Source organism: Microbacterium proteolyticum (assembly GCF_030818075.1).
In the GTDB taxonomy this organism is placed as follows: Bacteria; Actinomycetota; Actinomycetes; order Actinomycetales; family Microbacteriaceae; genus Microbacterium; species Microbacterium proteolyticum_A.
Window position 1 is genome coordinate 2,909,979 of sequence record NZ_JAUSZZ010000001.1, and the last position, 13,796, is coordinate 2,923,774.

General features: G+C 69.8%; 14 protein-coding genes. 10 read left to right on the forward strand and 4 right to left on the reverse strand.

What is annotated here, in order from left to right; all coding sequences use genetic code 11:
* Positions 1–8 precede the first annotated feature (8 nt).
* Complete coding sequence (locus QE392_RS13500; protein ID WP_307452577.1) at positions 9–296, forward strand: hypothetical protein; 288 nt, start codon at positions 9–11, stop codon at positions 294–296.
* A gap of 119 nt (positions 297–415) precedes the next feature.
* On the opposite strand, the gene QE392_RS13505 is transcribed toward QE392_RS13500, so the two are convergent.
* Entirely contained in the window at positions 416–1,132 is a 717-nt protein-coding gene (locus QE392_RS13505; RefSeq protein ID WP_307452580.1) for a ferritin-like fold-containing protein, read from the reverse strand.
* A 149-nt stretch (positions 1,133–1,281) separates the two neighbouring features.
* Between QE392_RS13505 and QE392_RS13510 the strand changes: the two genes are divergently transcribed.
* Positions 1,282–2,736: a DEAD/DEAH box helicase gene (locus tag QE392_RS13510; RefSeq protein ID WP_307452582.1), complete on the forward strand. Its 1,455-nt coding sequence runs from the start codon at positions 1,282–1,284 to the stop codon at positions 2,734–2,736.
* Between the two features lie 381 nt (positions 2,737–3,117).
* Here the strand turns inward: QE392_RS13510 and QE392_RS13515 are convergent, their stop codons facing one another.
* Positions 3,118–3,978: a PHP domain-containing protein gene (locus QE392_RS13515; protein ID WP_307452584.1), complete on the reverse strand. Its 861-nt coding sequence runs from the start codon at positions 3,976–3,978 to the stop codon at positions 3,118–3,120.
* A 116-nt stretch (positions 3,979–4,094) separates the two neighbouring features.
* On the opposite strand from QE392_RS13515, the gene QE392_RS13520 reads away from it, so the two are divergent.
* From QE392_RS13520 to QE392_RS13555, 8 genes are all read left to right on the forward strand, one after another.
* Positions 4,095–5,126, forward strand: a complete 1,032-nt coding sequence (locus QE392_RS13520) for an endonuclease/exonuclease/phosphatase family protein (protein WP_307452586.1) — start codon at positions 4,095–4,097, stop codon at positions 5,124–5,126.
* A gap of 83 nt (positions 5,127–5,209) precedes the next feature.
* Positions 5,210–6,661: an aminopeptidase P N-terminal domain-containing protein gene (locus QE392_RS13525; protein WP_307452588.1), complete on the forward strand. Its 1,452-nt coding sequence runs from the start codon at positions 5,210–5,212 to the stop codon at positions 6,659–6,661.
* The gene (locus tag QE392_RS13530; RefSeq protein ID WP_307452590.1) at positions 6,658–8,439 is read left to right on the forward strand and encodes a gamma-glutamyltransferase family protein; all 1,782 of its coding nucleotides are present in this window, start codon (positions 6,658–6,660) and stop codon (positions 8,437–8,439) included. Before QE392_RS13525 ends, QE392_RS13530 begins: the two co-directional genes overlap by 4 nt.
* A 95-nt stretch (positions 8,440–8,534) precedes the next feature.
* Entirely contained in the window at positions 8,535–8,882 is a 348-nt protein-coding gene (locus tag QE392_RS13535; RefSeq protein ID WP_307452592.1) for a hypothetical protein, read from the forward strand.
* Positions 8,879–10,603: a hypothetical protein gene (locus QE392_RS13540; protein WP_307452596.1), complete on the forward strand. Its 1,725-nt coding sequence runs from the start codon at positions 8,879–8,881 to the stop codon at positions 10,601–10,603. Before QE392_RS13535 ends, QE392_RS13540 begins: the two co-directional genes overlap by 4 nt.
* A gap of 59 nt (positions 10,604–10,662) precedes the next feature.
* Positions 10,663–11,157: a hypothetical protein gene (locus QE392_RS13545; RefSeq protein ID WP_307452598.1), complete on the forward strand. Its 495-nt coding sequence runs from the start codon at positions 10,663–10,665 to the stop codon at positions 11,155–11,157.
* Between the two features lie 340 nt (positions 11,158–11,497).
* Positions 11,498–11,665 (forward strand): hypothetical protein, encoded by a 168-nt coding sequence (locus QE392_RS13550; protein WP_307452600.1) that lies wholly within the window; start codon positions 11,498–11,500, stop codon positions 11,663–11,665.
* A gap of 62 nt (positions 11,666–11,727) precedes the next feature.
* On the forward strand, positions 11,728–12,177 hold the full coding sequence (locus tag QE392_RS13555; protein ID WP_307452603.1) for a hypothetical protein: 450 nt from the start codon (positions 11,728–11,730) through the stop codon (positions 12,175–12,177).
* Positions 12,178–12,322: 145 nt separating this feature from the next.
* On the opposite strand, the gene QE392_RS13560 is transcribed toward QE392_RS13555, so the two are convergent.
* Both QE392_RS13560 and QE392_RS13565 read right to left on the reverse strand, forming a co-directional pair.
* Positions 12,323–12,991 (reverse strand): alpha/beta hydrolase family protein, encoded by a 669-nt coding sequence (locus tag QE392_RS13560; RefSeq protein ID WP_307452606.1) that lies wholly within the window; start codon positions 12,989–12,991, stop codon positions 12,323–12,325.
* Between the two features lie 49 nt (positions 12,992–13,040).
* Complete coding sequence (locus QE392_RS13565; protein WP_307452608.1) at positions 13,041–13,754, reverse strand: general stress protein; 714 nt, start codon at positions 13,752–13,754, stop codon at positions 13,041–13,043.
* Between the last annotated feature and the right edge of the window lie 42 nt (positions 13,755–13,796).

Sequence of the window (13,796 nt, forward strand, 5' to 3'; positions counted from 1 at the left end):
GCGCGACCGTGGAGATCCTGCTCGGCCTGATCCTGGGGGCGGTCATCGGGCTCGCCGCGCACTTCTCTCTGCCGCACCGCGAGTTGCGCGGCGCCGCGCTGGCACCGCTCGCCGGCGCGGCGGCAGCCGCGGTCGTGTGGACCGCGCTGACGTGGTCGGGGCTCGGCGCCGACTCGCCGATCCTGTGGCTCGTCGCGGTGCTGGCTCCCGCCGCGACCGTGTTCGCGCTGGTCCCGCTCGTCACCCGAGCACGCGTCGCCCGCGACGAGGCAGATCGCGCGCGTTTGGGCGTCTGACCCCGCGGGCGTCGCCCTGCGGCCTCGTTCCCGGGCGGCGTGGTCCTTCGCAGCCGCCCGTCGACCGTCGGGACGCTGAGCGGTCCGCTCTTCGACGCGTGCGGACGCAGCGACAGCCGTCAGGCCGCGAGGCCCATGGCATCCATCCGCCGCGCGTGGGCGCCCATCAGATCGCTGAAGACCGGTTCGACCTTCTCCTCTTCGGCGCGGTCCAGGTGCCCGTGGCGGAGCGCCGCGCGGGCGACCAGGAGCGTGTCGCCGACGAGGCGTCGGCCCCAGAGCGCCAGCAACCAGCGCCATTCCTCGTCGCTGTCGATGGTGGCGGCCAGGATGTCGACGATCGCCTGACGGTCGTCATCGGCCTGCAGGATGCGGGCGACGCGGCGCCCCGTGTCACCGTAGCTCGACGACAGCGCGAGGTAGAAGTCGTCGAGCAGCCCCGCCGTGATGTGCACGGTGAGCATGGTCTCCTGCGGGCGCACTCCGTGGGTGTTGCGCCGGAACGCGTCGAGCGACTCGCGGAACGGCAGCATCAACTGCGTCGGGTCGGCGCCGCGATCGCGGATCAGCGCGACCAGCTCCTGGTGCTTGATCAGAGCCGCGCCCGCGGCCCGCGAGAGCGACTCCTTCTCGGCGAGTTCGGGGGTGAGGGCGATCAGTTCGCTGAGCGTCTCGAAGAAGCCGAGCTGCAGGTACGCGGCCTGCCCGAGGAAGGTGTCGACGTCGGGCGCGAGCTCGGCGAAGTCGACGCGCATCGCCTCGCCGAGGTCGCCGCGCGAGCGCAATTGGAGCGTGCGGCCCACCGGGCGCTGACGACGACGGAACCACGCGAACACGTACGACAGCCTAGGCGTCGGGGGCTGCCGAGGCGTGCCGGGTAGAGTAGGTGGGTCCCGGCGACGGATCGGGACCCCGCGCCTGTGGACGAGTGAGGGCGTGGATACGACTCCCCAGGCGGTCTCTCGCCGCCGGAACAGGCACGCTCATGACGACATTCGCCGAGCTCGGCATCGATCAGGACATCGTCGATGCCCTGGCATCCAAGGGCATCGTCGATGCTTTCCCCATCCAGGAGCAGACGATCCCCCTCGGGCTCCCGGGCCAGGACATCATCGGTCAGGCCAAGACGGGTACGGGCAAGACGTTCGGCTTCGGCATCCCGGTCGTCCAGCGTCTCGGACCGAACCCCGAGCCCGGTGTGAAGGCCCTCATCGTCGTCCCGACCCGCGAGCTCGCCGTCCAGGTCTACGAAGACATGGACATGCTGACCAGCAACCGCCCGACCAGCGTCGTGGCGATCTACGGCGGCAAGGCCTACGAGGGTCAGATCGACCAGCTCAAAGCCGGCGCGCAGATCGTCGTCGGCACCCCCGGGCGCCTCATCGACCTCGCCAACCAGCGACTGCTCGACCTCTCGCACGCGACCGAGGTCGTGCTCGACGAGGCCGACAAGATGCTCGATCTCGGCTTCCTCGCCGACATCGAGAAGATCTTCACCAAGGTGCCCGCCGTGCGGCACACGCAGCTGTTCTCGGCGACCATGCCGGGGCCGATCGTCGCCCTCGCCCGCCGTTTCATGTCGAACCCGATCCACATGCGCGCGAACGACCCCGACGAGGGTCTGACGCAGGCGAACATCAAGCACCTGGTCTACCGCGCGCACTCGCTCGACAAGGACGAGGTGATCGCCCGCATCCTGCAGTCCGAGGGCCGCGAGAAGGCAGTCATCTTCACCCGCACCAAGCGCGCCGCGCAGAAGCTCGTCGACGAGCTCGGCGACCGCGGCTTCAACGCCGCCGCCGTCCACGGTGACATGAGCCAGGAGGCGCGCGAGCGTTCGATGGCGGCGTTCAAGGCCGGCAAGAAGGACGTGCTGATCGCCACCGACGTCGCCGCGCGCGGCATCGACGTGAACGACGTCACCCACGTGATCAACCACACCATCCCCGACGACGAGAAGACCTACCTGCACCGCGCGGGTCGCACCGGCCGCGCCGGCAACACCGGTATCGCCGTGACGTTCGTCGACTGGGACGACGTGCACAAGTGGGCGCTCATCAACCGCGCGCTCGAGTTCGGTCAGCCCGAGCCGACCGAGACCTACTCGTCCAGCCCGCACCTCTACACGGATCTGAACATCCCCGAGGGTACGAAGGGCCGTCTCGTGACCGCCCCCAAGGCCGTCGCGCCCAAGCCCGAGCGCTCGAGCGAGGGATCGACGGATGCCGAGGGCGAGCGCACCCCGCGCCGTCGTCGCCGCCGCGGCGGGTCCACGCCGGGCGCGGCGGGCGAGGCTGCCGGCGCCGAGCGCGGCGAGGCCGGTGCCGGAACGCACGACGGCGCCGGCAAGGAGCACCACGACGGCAACGCGGCCCCGCGCCGTCGCCGTCGCCGCCGCAGCGGTGGCAGCTCGGGCGCCCCGACAGCACCCGTCGCCTGACACGCACCCGCCGAAACGGCGCCGGCCCTTCGGGGTCGGCGCCGTTCGCGTGTTCGCCGGCGTGACAGCGACGCGCCCGCCGGCGGTTTCGGCCACGACAAGCCCCACCCACAATCCTCCCCGCGCCACGACGCCTTGCCCGCACACGCAGCGTCCCCGAGCGGACCCACGCATAAACACCATCCGTGCGCAGAAACACGCACACAGCGCGTTTACGCGCACGAATCGGGTTTATGCGACGGATGCCGTTACACGCGCGCGGCCCGTACCCCGCAACCGCTCGGGCGCCGCAACGCCGCCGGCGCCCGGCCCCGGCATCCGCCCGGAGCCGAACGGGAGCGCGCCCCACGAAGGCGGCACGCGACCGCCGCCCGCCGCGCGCTACGGGAAGACCGGGGCCGACCCTCGACCGAGCGCGAAGATTCGCTCCACCATGGCATCCGACGTCGTGTTCTCGCCCGGGACGTTGGGCTTGCCGAGCCCGTGATAATCGCTCGAGCCGGTCACGATGAGGTCGCGTTCGCTCGCAAGGTCGGCCAGCAGCGCGGTGGGCTCGGGCAGATTCTCGCGGTGGGCGAGCTCGAAGCCCGCCAGACCGGCAGCCAGCATCGCCTGCAGCACACTGTCGGGCAGCAGAGCCCGGCCCGCCGGATGCGCGACGATCGGCACACCACCGGCGGCCACCACCAGCTCCACCGCCGTGACCGGGTCGGGAGCGTAGAGCGCGACGTAGTAGTCACCGGCCGGGTGCAGGATGCCGGCGAACGCCTCCGTGCGGTCCGCCACGATCCCCCGTGCCACGAGCGCGTCGGCGATGTGCGGGCGACCCACGGTCGCGCCGTCGGTGGTCTGGGCGACGATGTCGTCCCAGGCGATGTCGTAGTCGTGCGAGATGCGCTCCGCCATGATCTGCGCACGATCCAGACGCGACGAGCGGATGCGGTCGGTCATCGCCCGCAGTCCGTCGTGGTCGGGGTCGACGAGGTAGGCGAGCAGATGGACGCTCCGCCACCGGTGCCGTGCCGACAGTTCCATGCCCGGCACGAACGTCATGTCGAGCGAGGTCGCGGCCTCGGCCGCCTCCGCCCACCCCGATGTGGTGTCGTGGTCGGTGAGGGCGGCCGTGTGCAGGCCGTGCCGGTGCGCGGCGGCCATCACCTCAGCGGGCGGCTCGGTGCCGTCGGAGTGCGATGAGTGCAGATGCAGGTCGCTCGGTCCGGTGAATCGACGAAGCTGCGGCACCCGTCGAGCGTATCGCTCCGCTCCCCCGCCCGGACCTCCCCGCATCGCGACGCCGCGCAGACGGCATCCGGTCGATGTCCGTCGATCTCTCAGACGGCTGACCTAAGGTCGGGTCCGTGCGTCGACTGCTCGGTTCCCTCGTCGTGCTCGTCGTGGCGGCGGGTGCCGCCGTGCTGACGTGGCCCGCGGCGTTCGGCCTGGAACGCATGTTCCCTCTCGCGCAGATCATCTCGTTCCGCGCTCCGCTCGCCGCCGTCCTGCTCGCCGCGACGCTGCTCATGCTGCTGTTCGCCCTGGTGCGTCCCCTCCGGGCGTTCGCGCTCGCGCTCGCCGTCATCCTGGGCGTCTCCGGGGGTGTCAACGTCGCGATCCTGGCAGAGCGCGGACTCGGCTCCGAGGAGCTCCCCGCGAAGACTGAGACGAGCCTGCGCGTCATGACGTGGAACACCGCGGGCTCCGCGACATCGGCCGAATCCATCGCCCGGTTCGCCGTGGGGATGCAGGCCGACGTCGTCACCCTCCCCGAGACGACGATCGACACGGGTGCCCAGGTGGCCGAGCTGATGCGCGACATGGGCCAGCCCATGTGGGCGCATCACGCCGAGTACGGCGAATACGGCATCACCGGATGGGATGCCACCTCGACCACCGTGCTGATCCGGCCCGAGCTCGGCGACTATTCCGTCATCCAGTCCTCGCTCGACGGCTCGAGCAACACCTCCACCGTGCCGAGCGCGGTCGCGATGCCGACGTCCGGCGACGGACCCATCATCGTCGCCGCGCACGCGGTCGCACCCCGCCAGGAGTACATGACCCAGTGGCGCAGCGACCTGCAATGGCTCGCCGATCAGTGCGCGAGCGACAACGTCATCCTCGCCGGCGATTTCAACGCCACTCTCGATCACATGACGGGGATGGGTGTCGAGGGGGGCACCCTGGGGCGCTGTCACGACACCGCCTCCGGGAGCGGCAACGGTGGCGTCGGCACCTGGCCCACCGATGCTCCCGCGATCCTCGGCGCGCCCATCGATCACGTGATGGCCACGCCCGACTGGACGGTCTCCGGCTCCGTTGTGATGCGCTCGCTCGACGGCTCGGGCAGCGACCACCGCCCGATCGTGGTGCAGCTGGAACGCACCGCGGGCTGAGCAGCTTCGGCGAACGGACGGGGCGGCGTGGCCACCGGCCCGGCATCCGCGCGCCGAAGACGAACCGGTGCGAGACTGGAACGATGGACGCCCCCTCGACCAGCGACACGACCGCGCCGACCGCCGAGCCTCAGGCCGGGCCCACCGAGACCGACGAAGCACCCCCGATCGACGCGCCCAGCAATCGCAAGACGCCGTTCCCCCGCGGCTTCCTCGACACGATCTCGACCGGATGGGCCGAGCACCCCGCCGATCTCCCCGAGCCGCGAGAGCAGGCCGCGTGGGCCGCACGCCGCCGCGAGCGCGTGTCGGAGGCATTTCCCGGTCAGCGCATCGTCGTCCCCGCGGGCGGCTTGAAGCAGCGCAGCAACGACACCGACTACCCCTTCCGGGCCCACTCCGCGTTCTCGCACCTGACGGGCTGGGGCAGCGACGCGGAGCCCGACGCGGTGCTCGTCTTCGAACCCCGCGACGAGGGTCACGAGGCCGTGCTGTACTTCCGCGAGCGCGCCGACCGCACCACGGCGGAGTTCTATTCGGATGCGACGATCGGCGAGTTCTGGATCGGTCCCCGCCCCGCCCTCGACGGGGTCGCCGCGGATCTGGGCCTGGCCACCGCGCACCTCGACGACTACGCCGAGGGGGAGGACGACCGCACGGTCGGCGACGACGACGAGATCACCCGCTTCGTCTCCGAGCTGCGTCTGGTGAAAGACGAGTACGAGCTGGCGCAGCTGGCCCTCGCCGTCGAGGTCACCGGTCGCGGTTTCGACGACATCGTCGCCGAGCTGCCCCGCATCATCGAGCACCCGCGGGGCGAGCGTGTGGTGGAGGGCGTGTTCCACCAGCGTGCCCGCTCCGACGGCAACACCGTCGGCTACGACACGATCGCCGCTTCCGGTCCGCACGCCTGCTACCTGCACTGGACACGCAACGACGGCGCCGTGAAGCCCGGCGACCTGATCCTGGTCGACGCCGGCGTGGAGGTCGACAGCCTCTACACCGCCGACATCACCCGCACCCTCCCCGTCTCGGGCACGTTCACCGACATCCAGCGCCGCATCTACGAGACGGTGCGCGAGGCCGCCGACGCGTCCTTCGCGGCTGCGAAGGTCGGCGTGCCGTTCCGTCGGCTGCACGAGGCCGCGATGGAGGTCATCGCCGCGCGCGTGGCCGAGTGGGGTCTGCTGCCCGTGACCGCCGAAGAGGCTCTGGATGCCGACGCCGGCGGCCAGCACCGTCGCTACATGGTCCACGGCACCAGTCATCACCTCGGCATCGACGTGCACGACTGCGCACAGGCACGTCGCGACATGTACTACGACGGGCTTCTCGAGCCCGGCATGGTCTTCACGATCGAGCCCGGCCTGTACTTCCAGATCGACGATCTGACCGTGCCCGAGGAGTACCGCGGCATCGGCGCACGCATCGAAGACGACATCGTCATGACGGCCGACGGCCCCGTCAACCTCTCGGCCGGCATCCCGCGCACCGCCGACGAGGTCGAGGAGTGGATCGCCCGCCTGTCGCGATGACCTTCACCCCGGCGGCATCCTTCACCACCCGTCCGACCCTTCGGGGCACGTTCGGCATGTCGGCGTCGACGCACTGGACGGCCACCGCCACGGCGCAGGCGGTGCTCGAGCGCGGCGGGAACGCGTTCGATGCCGCCGTCGCCGGTGCGTTCGTGCTGCACGTGGCCGAACCGCACCTGAACGGCCCCGGCGGCGACCTCGTGGCGTTGATCCGGCCGACCGGGTGCGAGCGCCCCGTGGTGCTGATGGGGCAGGGGCCGGCGCCGGCGGGCGCGAGCATCGATCACTTCCGTTCGCGCGGCCTCGACCTCGTGCCCGGCGCGGGAGGGCTGGCGGCCGCCGTTCCCGGGGCGGTCGACGCCTGGCTGCTGCTTCTGCGCGATCACGGCACCTGGCATCTCGCCGACGTGCTGGCCTACGCCATCGACTACGCCCGCGACGGTCATCCCCTCGTCGCGGGGGCCGCGGCGACGATCGCGCGGGTCGCCGACCTGTTCCGCGCGCACTGGCCCACGTCGGCCGAGCAATGGATGCCGACCGGCACCCCGCCCGCGCCCGACACGCTCGTGCGCAATCCGGCCTGGGCCGACGTGCTCGACGGCCTCGTCAGCGCGGGAGCGCCCGACGCCAGCCGCGAGGCTCGCATCGACGCGGCACGCGAGCGCTGGATGACCCACGTGCTGCTCGAGGCGGCGTCCTTCCTCCGGCACCCTCACCGTCACGCCGACGGGAATGATCACGAGGGAGTCCTGGATACCGACGACCTGGCGTCGTGGCGAGCGGGCTACGAACCGGCCGAGGCGGTGTCGTTTCGAGGCTGGGACGTCTTCAAGGCCGGCACGTGGTCGCAGGGTCCGGCCCTGCTGCAGACCCTGCGCCTGATCGAGGACGCCGACGACGCCGGTCTCGATCCCGCGACGGCCGAGGGCGCCCACCTCCTCCTCGAGGCGCAGAAACTCGCCTACGCCGATCGCGACGCGTGGTTCGGCGACAGCGACGGAGCCGTCACCGCCGCCGCGCTGCTCGCCGACGACTACATCGCCGAACGCCGCGCGCTGATCGGACCCGCCGCCTCGCCGCATCTACGCCCCGGCTCACCGGACGGACGCCCGCCGCTCCTTCCGCCCCTGCGTACGGACGCGGCCGTGGCCGACGGGTCCACCGGCGAGCCCACGGTCGACCGCTCGGGACAGACGCGCGGCGACACCTGCCACATCGACGTGATCGACAGGTGGGGCAATGCGATCTCGGCGACGCCGTCCGGCGGATGGCTCCAGTCGTCACCGACGGTGCCTTCGCTCGGTTTCTGCCTCGGCACGCGCCTGCAGGCGACGTGGCTGATCCCGGGCCACCCGGCATCCCTCGCCCCCGGGCGGCGTCCGCGCACGACCCTGACACCGACCCTGCTCACGCGCGAGACGGAACTGATCGCGATCGGCTCCCCCGGCGGCGATCAGCAGGATCAGTGGCAGCTGCCCGTGATCCTGCGCATTCTCGTCGGCGGCTACTCCGGCCAGCAGGCGATCGATGCCCCGTCACTGAGCACGACCGCCGTCATCGACTCGTTCTGGCCGCGGACCTGGTCCCCGGCGGGCGTCACCGTGGAGGACCGCCTCGACGCCCGTGTCGTCGCGGCGCTGGAAGCGCGCGGTCACCGCGTGCGCCGCACGGGTGACTGGTCGCTCGGACGCGTCACCGCCGTGGGTCGCGACGCGGACGGCATTCTGTGGGCCGCCGCCAACCCGCGCGGGGCGCAGGGGTACGCCGCCGGACGCTGACGGCACCAGGGCGCGTGGGTGAGCGAGGGGGTGAACTTCCCGCCTTATCCACAGGCCGGAAACGGACGGGGGCGTCGTTTCACTAGCATCCCGGCATGTCGTTTTCCGTCCAGCCCTCCGAGGTCATCGGGATCGCCGACCGGGTCCGTCGTGCTCTCGATGACACCCTCGACCGAGCGAACGCGCTGCGCGACGCGGTCGGTTCAGTGAGCGACGCGCTCGCCGATCTCAAACCCGCGCACGCGGCGTTCGAAGAGATCGCCCGCCCTCGCGTCGAACTCTCGCGGGGGATCGTCTCGCGTGGCCGCGCAGTGGTGGCGACCCTTCGAGAGATCGTCCTCACCTACGTCGCGGCGGATGACGAGATGGCCTCGTCGACGTCTCGCACGGACGCCGAGACGGGGCTCTTCGACCCGATGAGGTTCAGCGGGGAGCGCCGATGACTCCTTCCTTGGACGACATCCCCGCCTGCCCTGCCGACCCGGAGGGCCTGCGTCGGCTCGGTGCCGCCATCGAAGCGGCAGGCTCCGGGACCCGAGAAGCGACGGAGCATGTTCTGTTCAGCTGGGGACTGCTACCGGGGGTCTATCAGGCTCCTGAGGCCTCCGAACTGCAGCAGGCCATGCGCCTTTTGAATCCCGCCGCGGCGGAGATCGACACAGGCCTCCGCGCCGCTCGAACCGCCATCGAGACGCTCGCCGACGAACTCGAAGCCGTCAACCGCCGCCGCGCCGCTCTCATCGAGGAAGTACGGAACAGCTCCGCCGTCCAGGCCCTGAACTTCCCCGACCCTGCCGACGCCGCCGGCCAGCGCTTTCGCGACGCCGCACTCGCCGAACGGGAGGCCGCCTTCCGGCGGGACTGCGCCGCGCTCATCGACGGATGGGATGCCGCGGCACTCGCGTGCGCCGCGGCGCTGCGAGCGATTCCCGATGTGTCGTGGACGCTCTCCCACGATCTCCCTGTCGACGCCGCTCTGCTCGCGGCACCATCGACCTCGATCCTGGATGAGGCGGCGCTGTCACTGCTCCAGCGCTTGGCGCAAGACGGCGGAGCGGACGCAGCGAGTCTGCTCGCGGAGCACCCCGAGTGGGCCGCCACGATCCGCCAGGGGCGACCCGAGGCCGTGGCGGAGTGGTGGGCGAGCCTCCCGCCCGGGGTCGTGACCACACTGGTCACCGGCGTACCGGCCCTGATCGGCAACCTCGACGGTGTCGCTCTCGCCGACCGCGTCGCCGCGAATCGTGCTCGTGCTGCTGCGCATCTGACGGAATTGTTGCGTCAACGCGAGGAGGCGCTCCTGCAAGGTCGTCAGCCCGTCCTTCGTTCCGATCCAGACCTGTACGGCGTGGCCAACCGTCTCGCAGCGCTCGACAGGGAGATCGCATACTTCCGGGCGGTCAATGATGGAAGCAAGCATCTGTATGCGTGGGACCCGGGCCACGGCTCGCTCATCGAGATGTCCGGCGATCCCTCCACCGCGAAGTCCGCGCTCTTCGTCGTCCCCGGAACGAATACGACAGCCGACTCGTTCTACGGCGACGACCCCGTCACGGGCTTCGCCGACTGGCAGACGAAGGGCGGACGCGCCAGTGTAGTTGCCTTCACGGTTATGACGGGACCGATGCCTCAACTCGACGAGATCCCGATCGGCGGCGGCCCACAGTGGAACGGCTACGCAGAGGCACGGGCGCCGGAGTACGCCGATTTCGTCCGCGGCGTGAAGGCCGCGCAACCCGACCTATGGACGCTGAGCTACGAGCATTCTTATGGAGGCGGTGTCGGCAGCGCCGCCGAGGCTTACGGCGGCAGGGTGAACTCACGCTTCCTCGCCGCTTCCGTCGGGGCCGTCGATGGGTACAGCCCGTCGCCCGAGACGACTTACTACGCCGCCCAGGGCCCGGACGATATAAATCGCTACTACGCAGGGCGCCAACTAGGTCCACTCGGCTTCGGAGTCGGCCCTGAGTCGATCGACGGCATCGAGATCGTTGATTCGGGGCTGCCGGGCATGAACCCGGCGAAGCTCGCCTTGGGAGTTCCTCTCGTCGTCGCCGACAGCGTCTCCCATCACAACGCCCTCATGAGCGATGACGAGAGGGTGAACGGCACAGTGTTGAATGCGGTGAACCAAATTCTGAACAAGGCGAGGGCTGGGCGATGAGGCTCAAAGCAGCTATCGGCATCTCTGTTTTTTTGTCTATCACTCTTGGAGGTTGCGCCATGCAGACGACCACATACGAAGAGGTCCGCGAAGAAACGCTCGACGTTCTGCAGGAGCTGACCGATCTCGTTCCCAACGTCGAGGACGTCCTCGTGACGCCCGAGTTCGATCCATATCCCTGCGGTCAAGACCTCGCGTTGCAGGGAGGCAAGGGTGCGTTCTTCACCGGGCAGTGGGCGGTGTTCGTACGAGACGACTTCGACATCCCCCAATTCATCAGTGACGTGCCCAGGCAACTCGGCGACGACTGGCGCATCGAAGAACTCGGCATTCCTGTCAACTTCGCCGAGGTGTACCTCGTTCGCAACGACCCGAGGATGACTCTCAAGATCGAAGAAGCAACAATCGACGGTCGTCCAGCTATCGACCTTCTCGCCGTCTCGCGCTGCGGCGCGGTGGCCAAGCAGGATGGCGAAGCTTCATTCCCCCCGCCTACCCCGCGCATTGGTCCTGAGGTCGAGCAAACTGCCGCGGCGGCGGGGCCACCAGCGTAGCCATCGTCCATCTGGCGCAACCCCGCTCTCTTCGCGCGACGACCGAACGCGTGTCAGCGAAGTCCCGGCGCAACGACAAGCCCCTACTGAAGCCGTGCAACTTGGCCCACAAACACTCAGACGCAGGCGCTGTAGATAGCGCTGTCGAAGCATACGTCGGCACAGTGGACGCTCGATTCATGGCGCCAACGGTTCCGCCGTCGGTCCGTACACGCCCTCCCCGGAGACGATCTACCACTCCGCCCAGAGTTCCGATGACATCAACCGCTACTACGCCGGAAGTCGCATCGGCTATCTGGGGTTCGACGTTCCGCCGGAAAGCTTCCCCGGTGTTCATATTGTGGATACCGGCCTTCCCGGCTTCGATCCTTTCAAGGTGGCCGTCGGTGCGCCCTTCATTCTGAAAGACAGCATCGACCACCACAACGCGTTGATGAGCGCTGACGAGAGCGTCAACGGGCCGGTGCTCTCCGAAGTTCAGAAGGCCCTCAGGGAGCGTGGACATTGAAGATACGGCTAGCGTGCGCCGCACTCATAGCAGTCATGACCTTGGGGATTGGAGGATGCACGGTGCAGGCACCCACGTACGAAGTCGTCAGGGAGGAAGTCATCCAGTCGCTGGACGACATCGTCGCAACCGTGCCGGAACCGAAGGAGGTGGTACGCGAACCCGAGGACGAGCCCTTCTCGTGCAGCAACCCCCTCTTACTTTCGAAAAGAAAGGGCGCGTTCTTCACGGGGCAATGGGCCGTGTACGTTCCTGAGGACTTCGATATTCGTGCATACGTGACTTCACTCCCCGGTCGACTGGGAGCAGGGTGGGAGGAGCGGAAGTCCAGCATCGAGGTCTCGTTCGCGAACGTGGATCTCGTTCGAGAAGAGCCGAGACTCACTGTGAGCGTGCAGGAGACTGAAATCAACGGGCGCAGAGCTTTGGACCTCATTGCCATCTCCCGCTGCGGCGTCCTCCCAGAGGATGAACCTGAGCCCGTGGGGCCGAGGGGCGTTCGGAAAGAGTGAGCAGATTGTGACGGCCGGACGCGGCACCACTCACCACCAGCCGGGCCCCACGACGAACACATTCGCCCTGCGCGCGCGTCGAGTCGCCCCGCGCTGCTCGGCCCTCCGCCTCAGCCTCCGACCAGCGACGGGCAGCACGGGCACATCACACCCCGCGAACGAACTCCCCCACCACCGGCGCCAGACCCGCACCGATCTCGACAGCAGGACGACGGGCGCCCTTCACCTCGAAGGAGTGGTTCCCGCTGGCGATCCAGTGGACTCGCGCGTCCTGGCATGACGCGATCACCTCGTCGAACTGCGCGCGCGGGTCGATGAACGGGTCGTTCTCCCCCTCCACGAACAGCTGCGGCACCGCGATGCCCGGCAGATGCTCGCTCCGCGGCTTCTCGGGGCGTCCAGGCGGGTGCAGCGGGTAGCCGAGGTACACGAGGGCCGCAGGCGCGACGACCCCTTCGGCGCATGCCATGGATGCCATCCGCCCGCCGTACGACTTCCCCACCGCCGTCCAGGGCCCCGGCGCCGTCGCGCCCAGCCATGCCTCGACGCCTCGCCACGTCGCCACGGCGTGGGCCGCGGGTCCCGGCATCCGTCGACCGGCCTCGACATACGGGAAGACGAAGCGCAGCACCGAGACCTCGTCTGCGCACAATGCGTCGGCGAGGCCCGCCAGGAACGGGTGGTCCATCCCGGCACCGGCCCCGTGGGCCAGAGCCACCGTCGCCCGCGCTGAGGCGGCGGGCGACCACAGCCCCGACACCTCGGATGCGCCGGCAGGCAGCTCGACGGGAAGGCGAACCGGCGCGGCGCTCACGCGCCCGTCCCCGTCGTCCGCGCGACGGCAAGACGCATCGGGTCGGTGGTCACGAGCCGGTGGGAGCGGAGGTCCCCCCATCGCGGGACTCGGACGTCTCCTCGTCACGCGGGCCGGGGGTCGGGGAAACACGCTCGCCGTACCGGGGCGGCTCCTCGTCGGAGCCGGGAGCGACGGGAGCCGGCGGCCGCGGAGGCGCGGTCGGTGCGTCCGCGCCCGGTGCGAGGCGCTCGCCGTAGCGCGGAGGGGCGTCGTCGACGGTCGCGGGGCGCGACACCACGGTGCGCTGCGCACCCGAGGGGCCGACGATCCCGCGCGCCTTCTGCACGCTCGTCGCGGCGACGCACACGTCGTAGTGGTCGGCGGCCACCTGCATCACCGAGGCGAAATCACGACGGCGACGCACGATCGAGTACGTGCCCAGGCTCAACAGCATCCCGAGCGCCATGCCGACCAGCAGAACGCCGATGAAGGCGGAGATCTGCACCGTCGGCGTGCCCAGCACGAAGATGAAGGCGAACAGCAGACCGAGCATCAGACCGTTCAGGGCGCCGGACCGGGCGGCGGTGGCATACCCCAGCTTGCCCGTGATGCGCTCGATGGAGCGCAGTCCCGAGCCCACGATGGCGATGTCGCGCGCGGGGACCTCACCGGCGATCAGCGAGGAGACGGCCTTCTGCGCCTGCTCGTAGGTCGGGAACGACGCGATCTTCTCGCCGACCTCGTCGCGACCGGCACCGGGTCTCTGCGCGAACATACTCATTTCACCATCCTGTCACGCGGGCCTGAGCCGTTCCGGGGTGTT

What these genes read in the sequence shown, in the direction of transcription:
- QE392_RS13540 (WP_307452596.1), top strand. Translation starts at nt 8,879, where the DNA reads ATGACTCCTTCCTTGGACGACATCCCCGCCTGCCCTGCCGACCCGGAG.
- QE392_RS13535 (WP_307452592.1), top strand. Translation starts at nt 8,535, where the DNA reads ATGTCGTTTTCCGTCCAGCCCTCCGAGGTCATCGGGATCGCCGACCGG.
- QE392_RS13545 (WP_307452598.1), top strand. Translation starts at nt 10,663, where the DNA reads ATGCAGACGACCACATACGAAGAGGTCCGCGAAGAAACGCTCGACGTT.
- QE392_RS13565 (WP_307452608.1), bottom strand. Translation starts at nt 13,754, where the DNA reads ATGAGTATGTTCGCGCAGAGACCCGGTGCCGGTCGCGACGAGGTCGGC.
- QE392_RS13525 (WP_307452588.1), top strand. Translation starts at nt 5,210, where the DNA reads ATGGACGCCCCCTCGACCAGCGACACGACCGCGCCGACCGCCGAGCCT.
- QE392_RS13530 (WP_307452590.1), top strand. Translation starts at nt 6,658, where the DNA reads ATGACCTTCACCCCGGCGGCATCCTTCACCACCCGTCCGACCCTTCGG.
- QE392_RS13510 (WP_307452582.1), top strand. Translation starts at nt 1,282, where the DNA reads ATGACGACATTCGCCGAGCTCGGCATCGATCAGGACATCGTCGATGCC.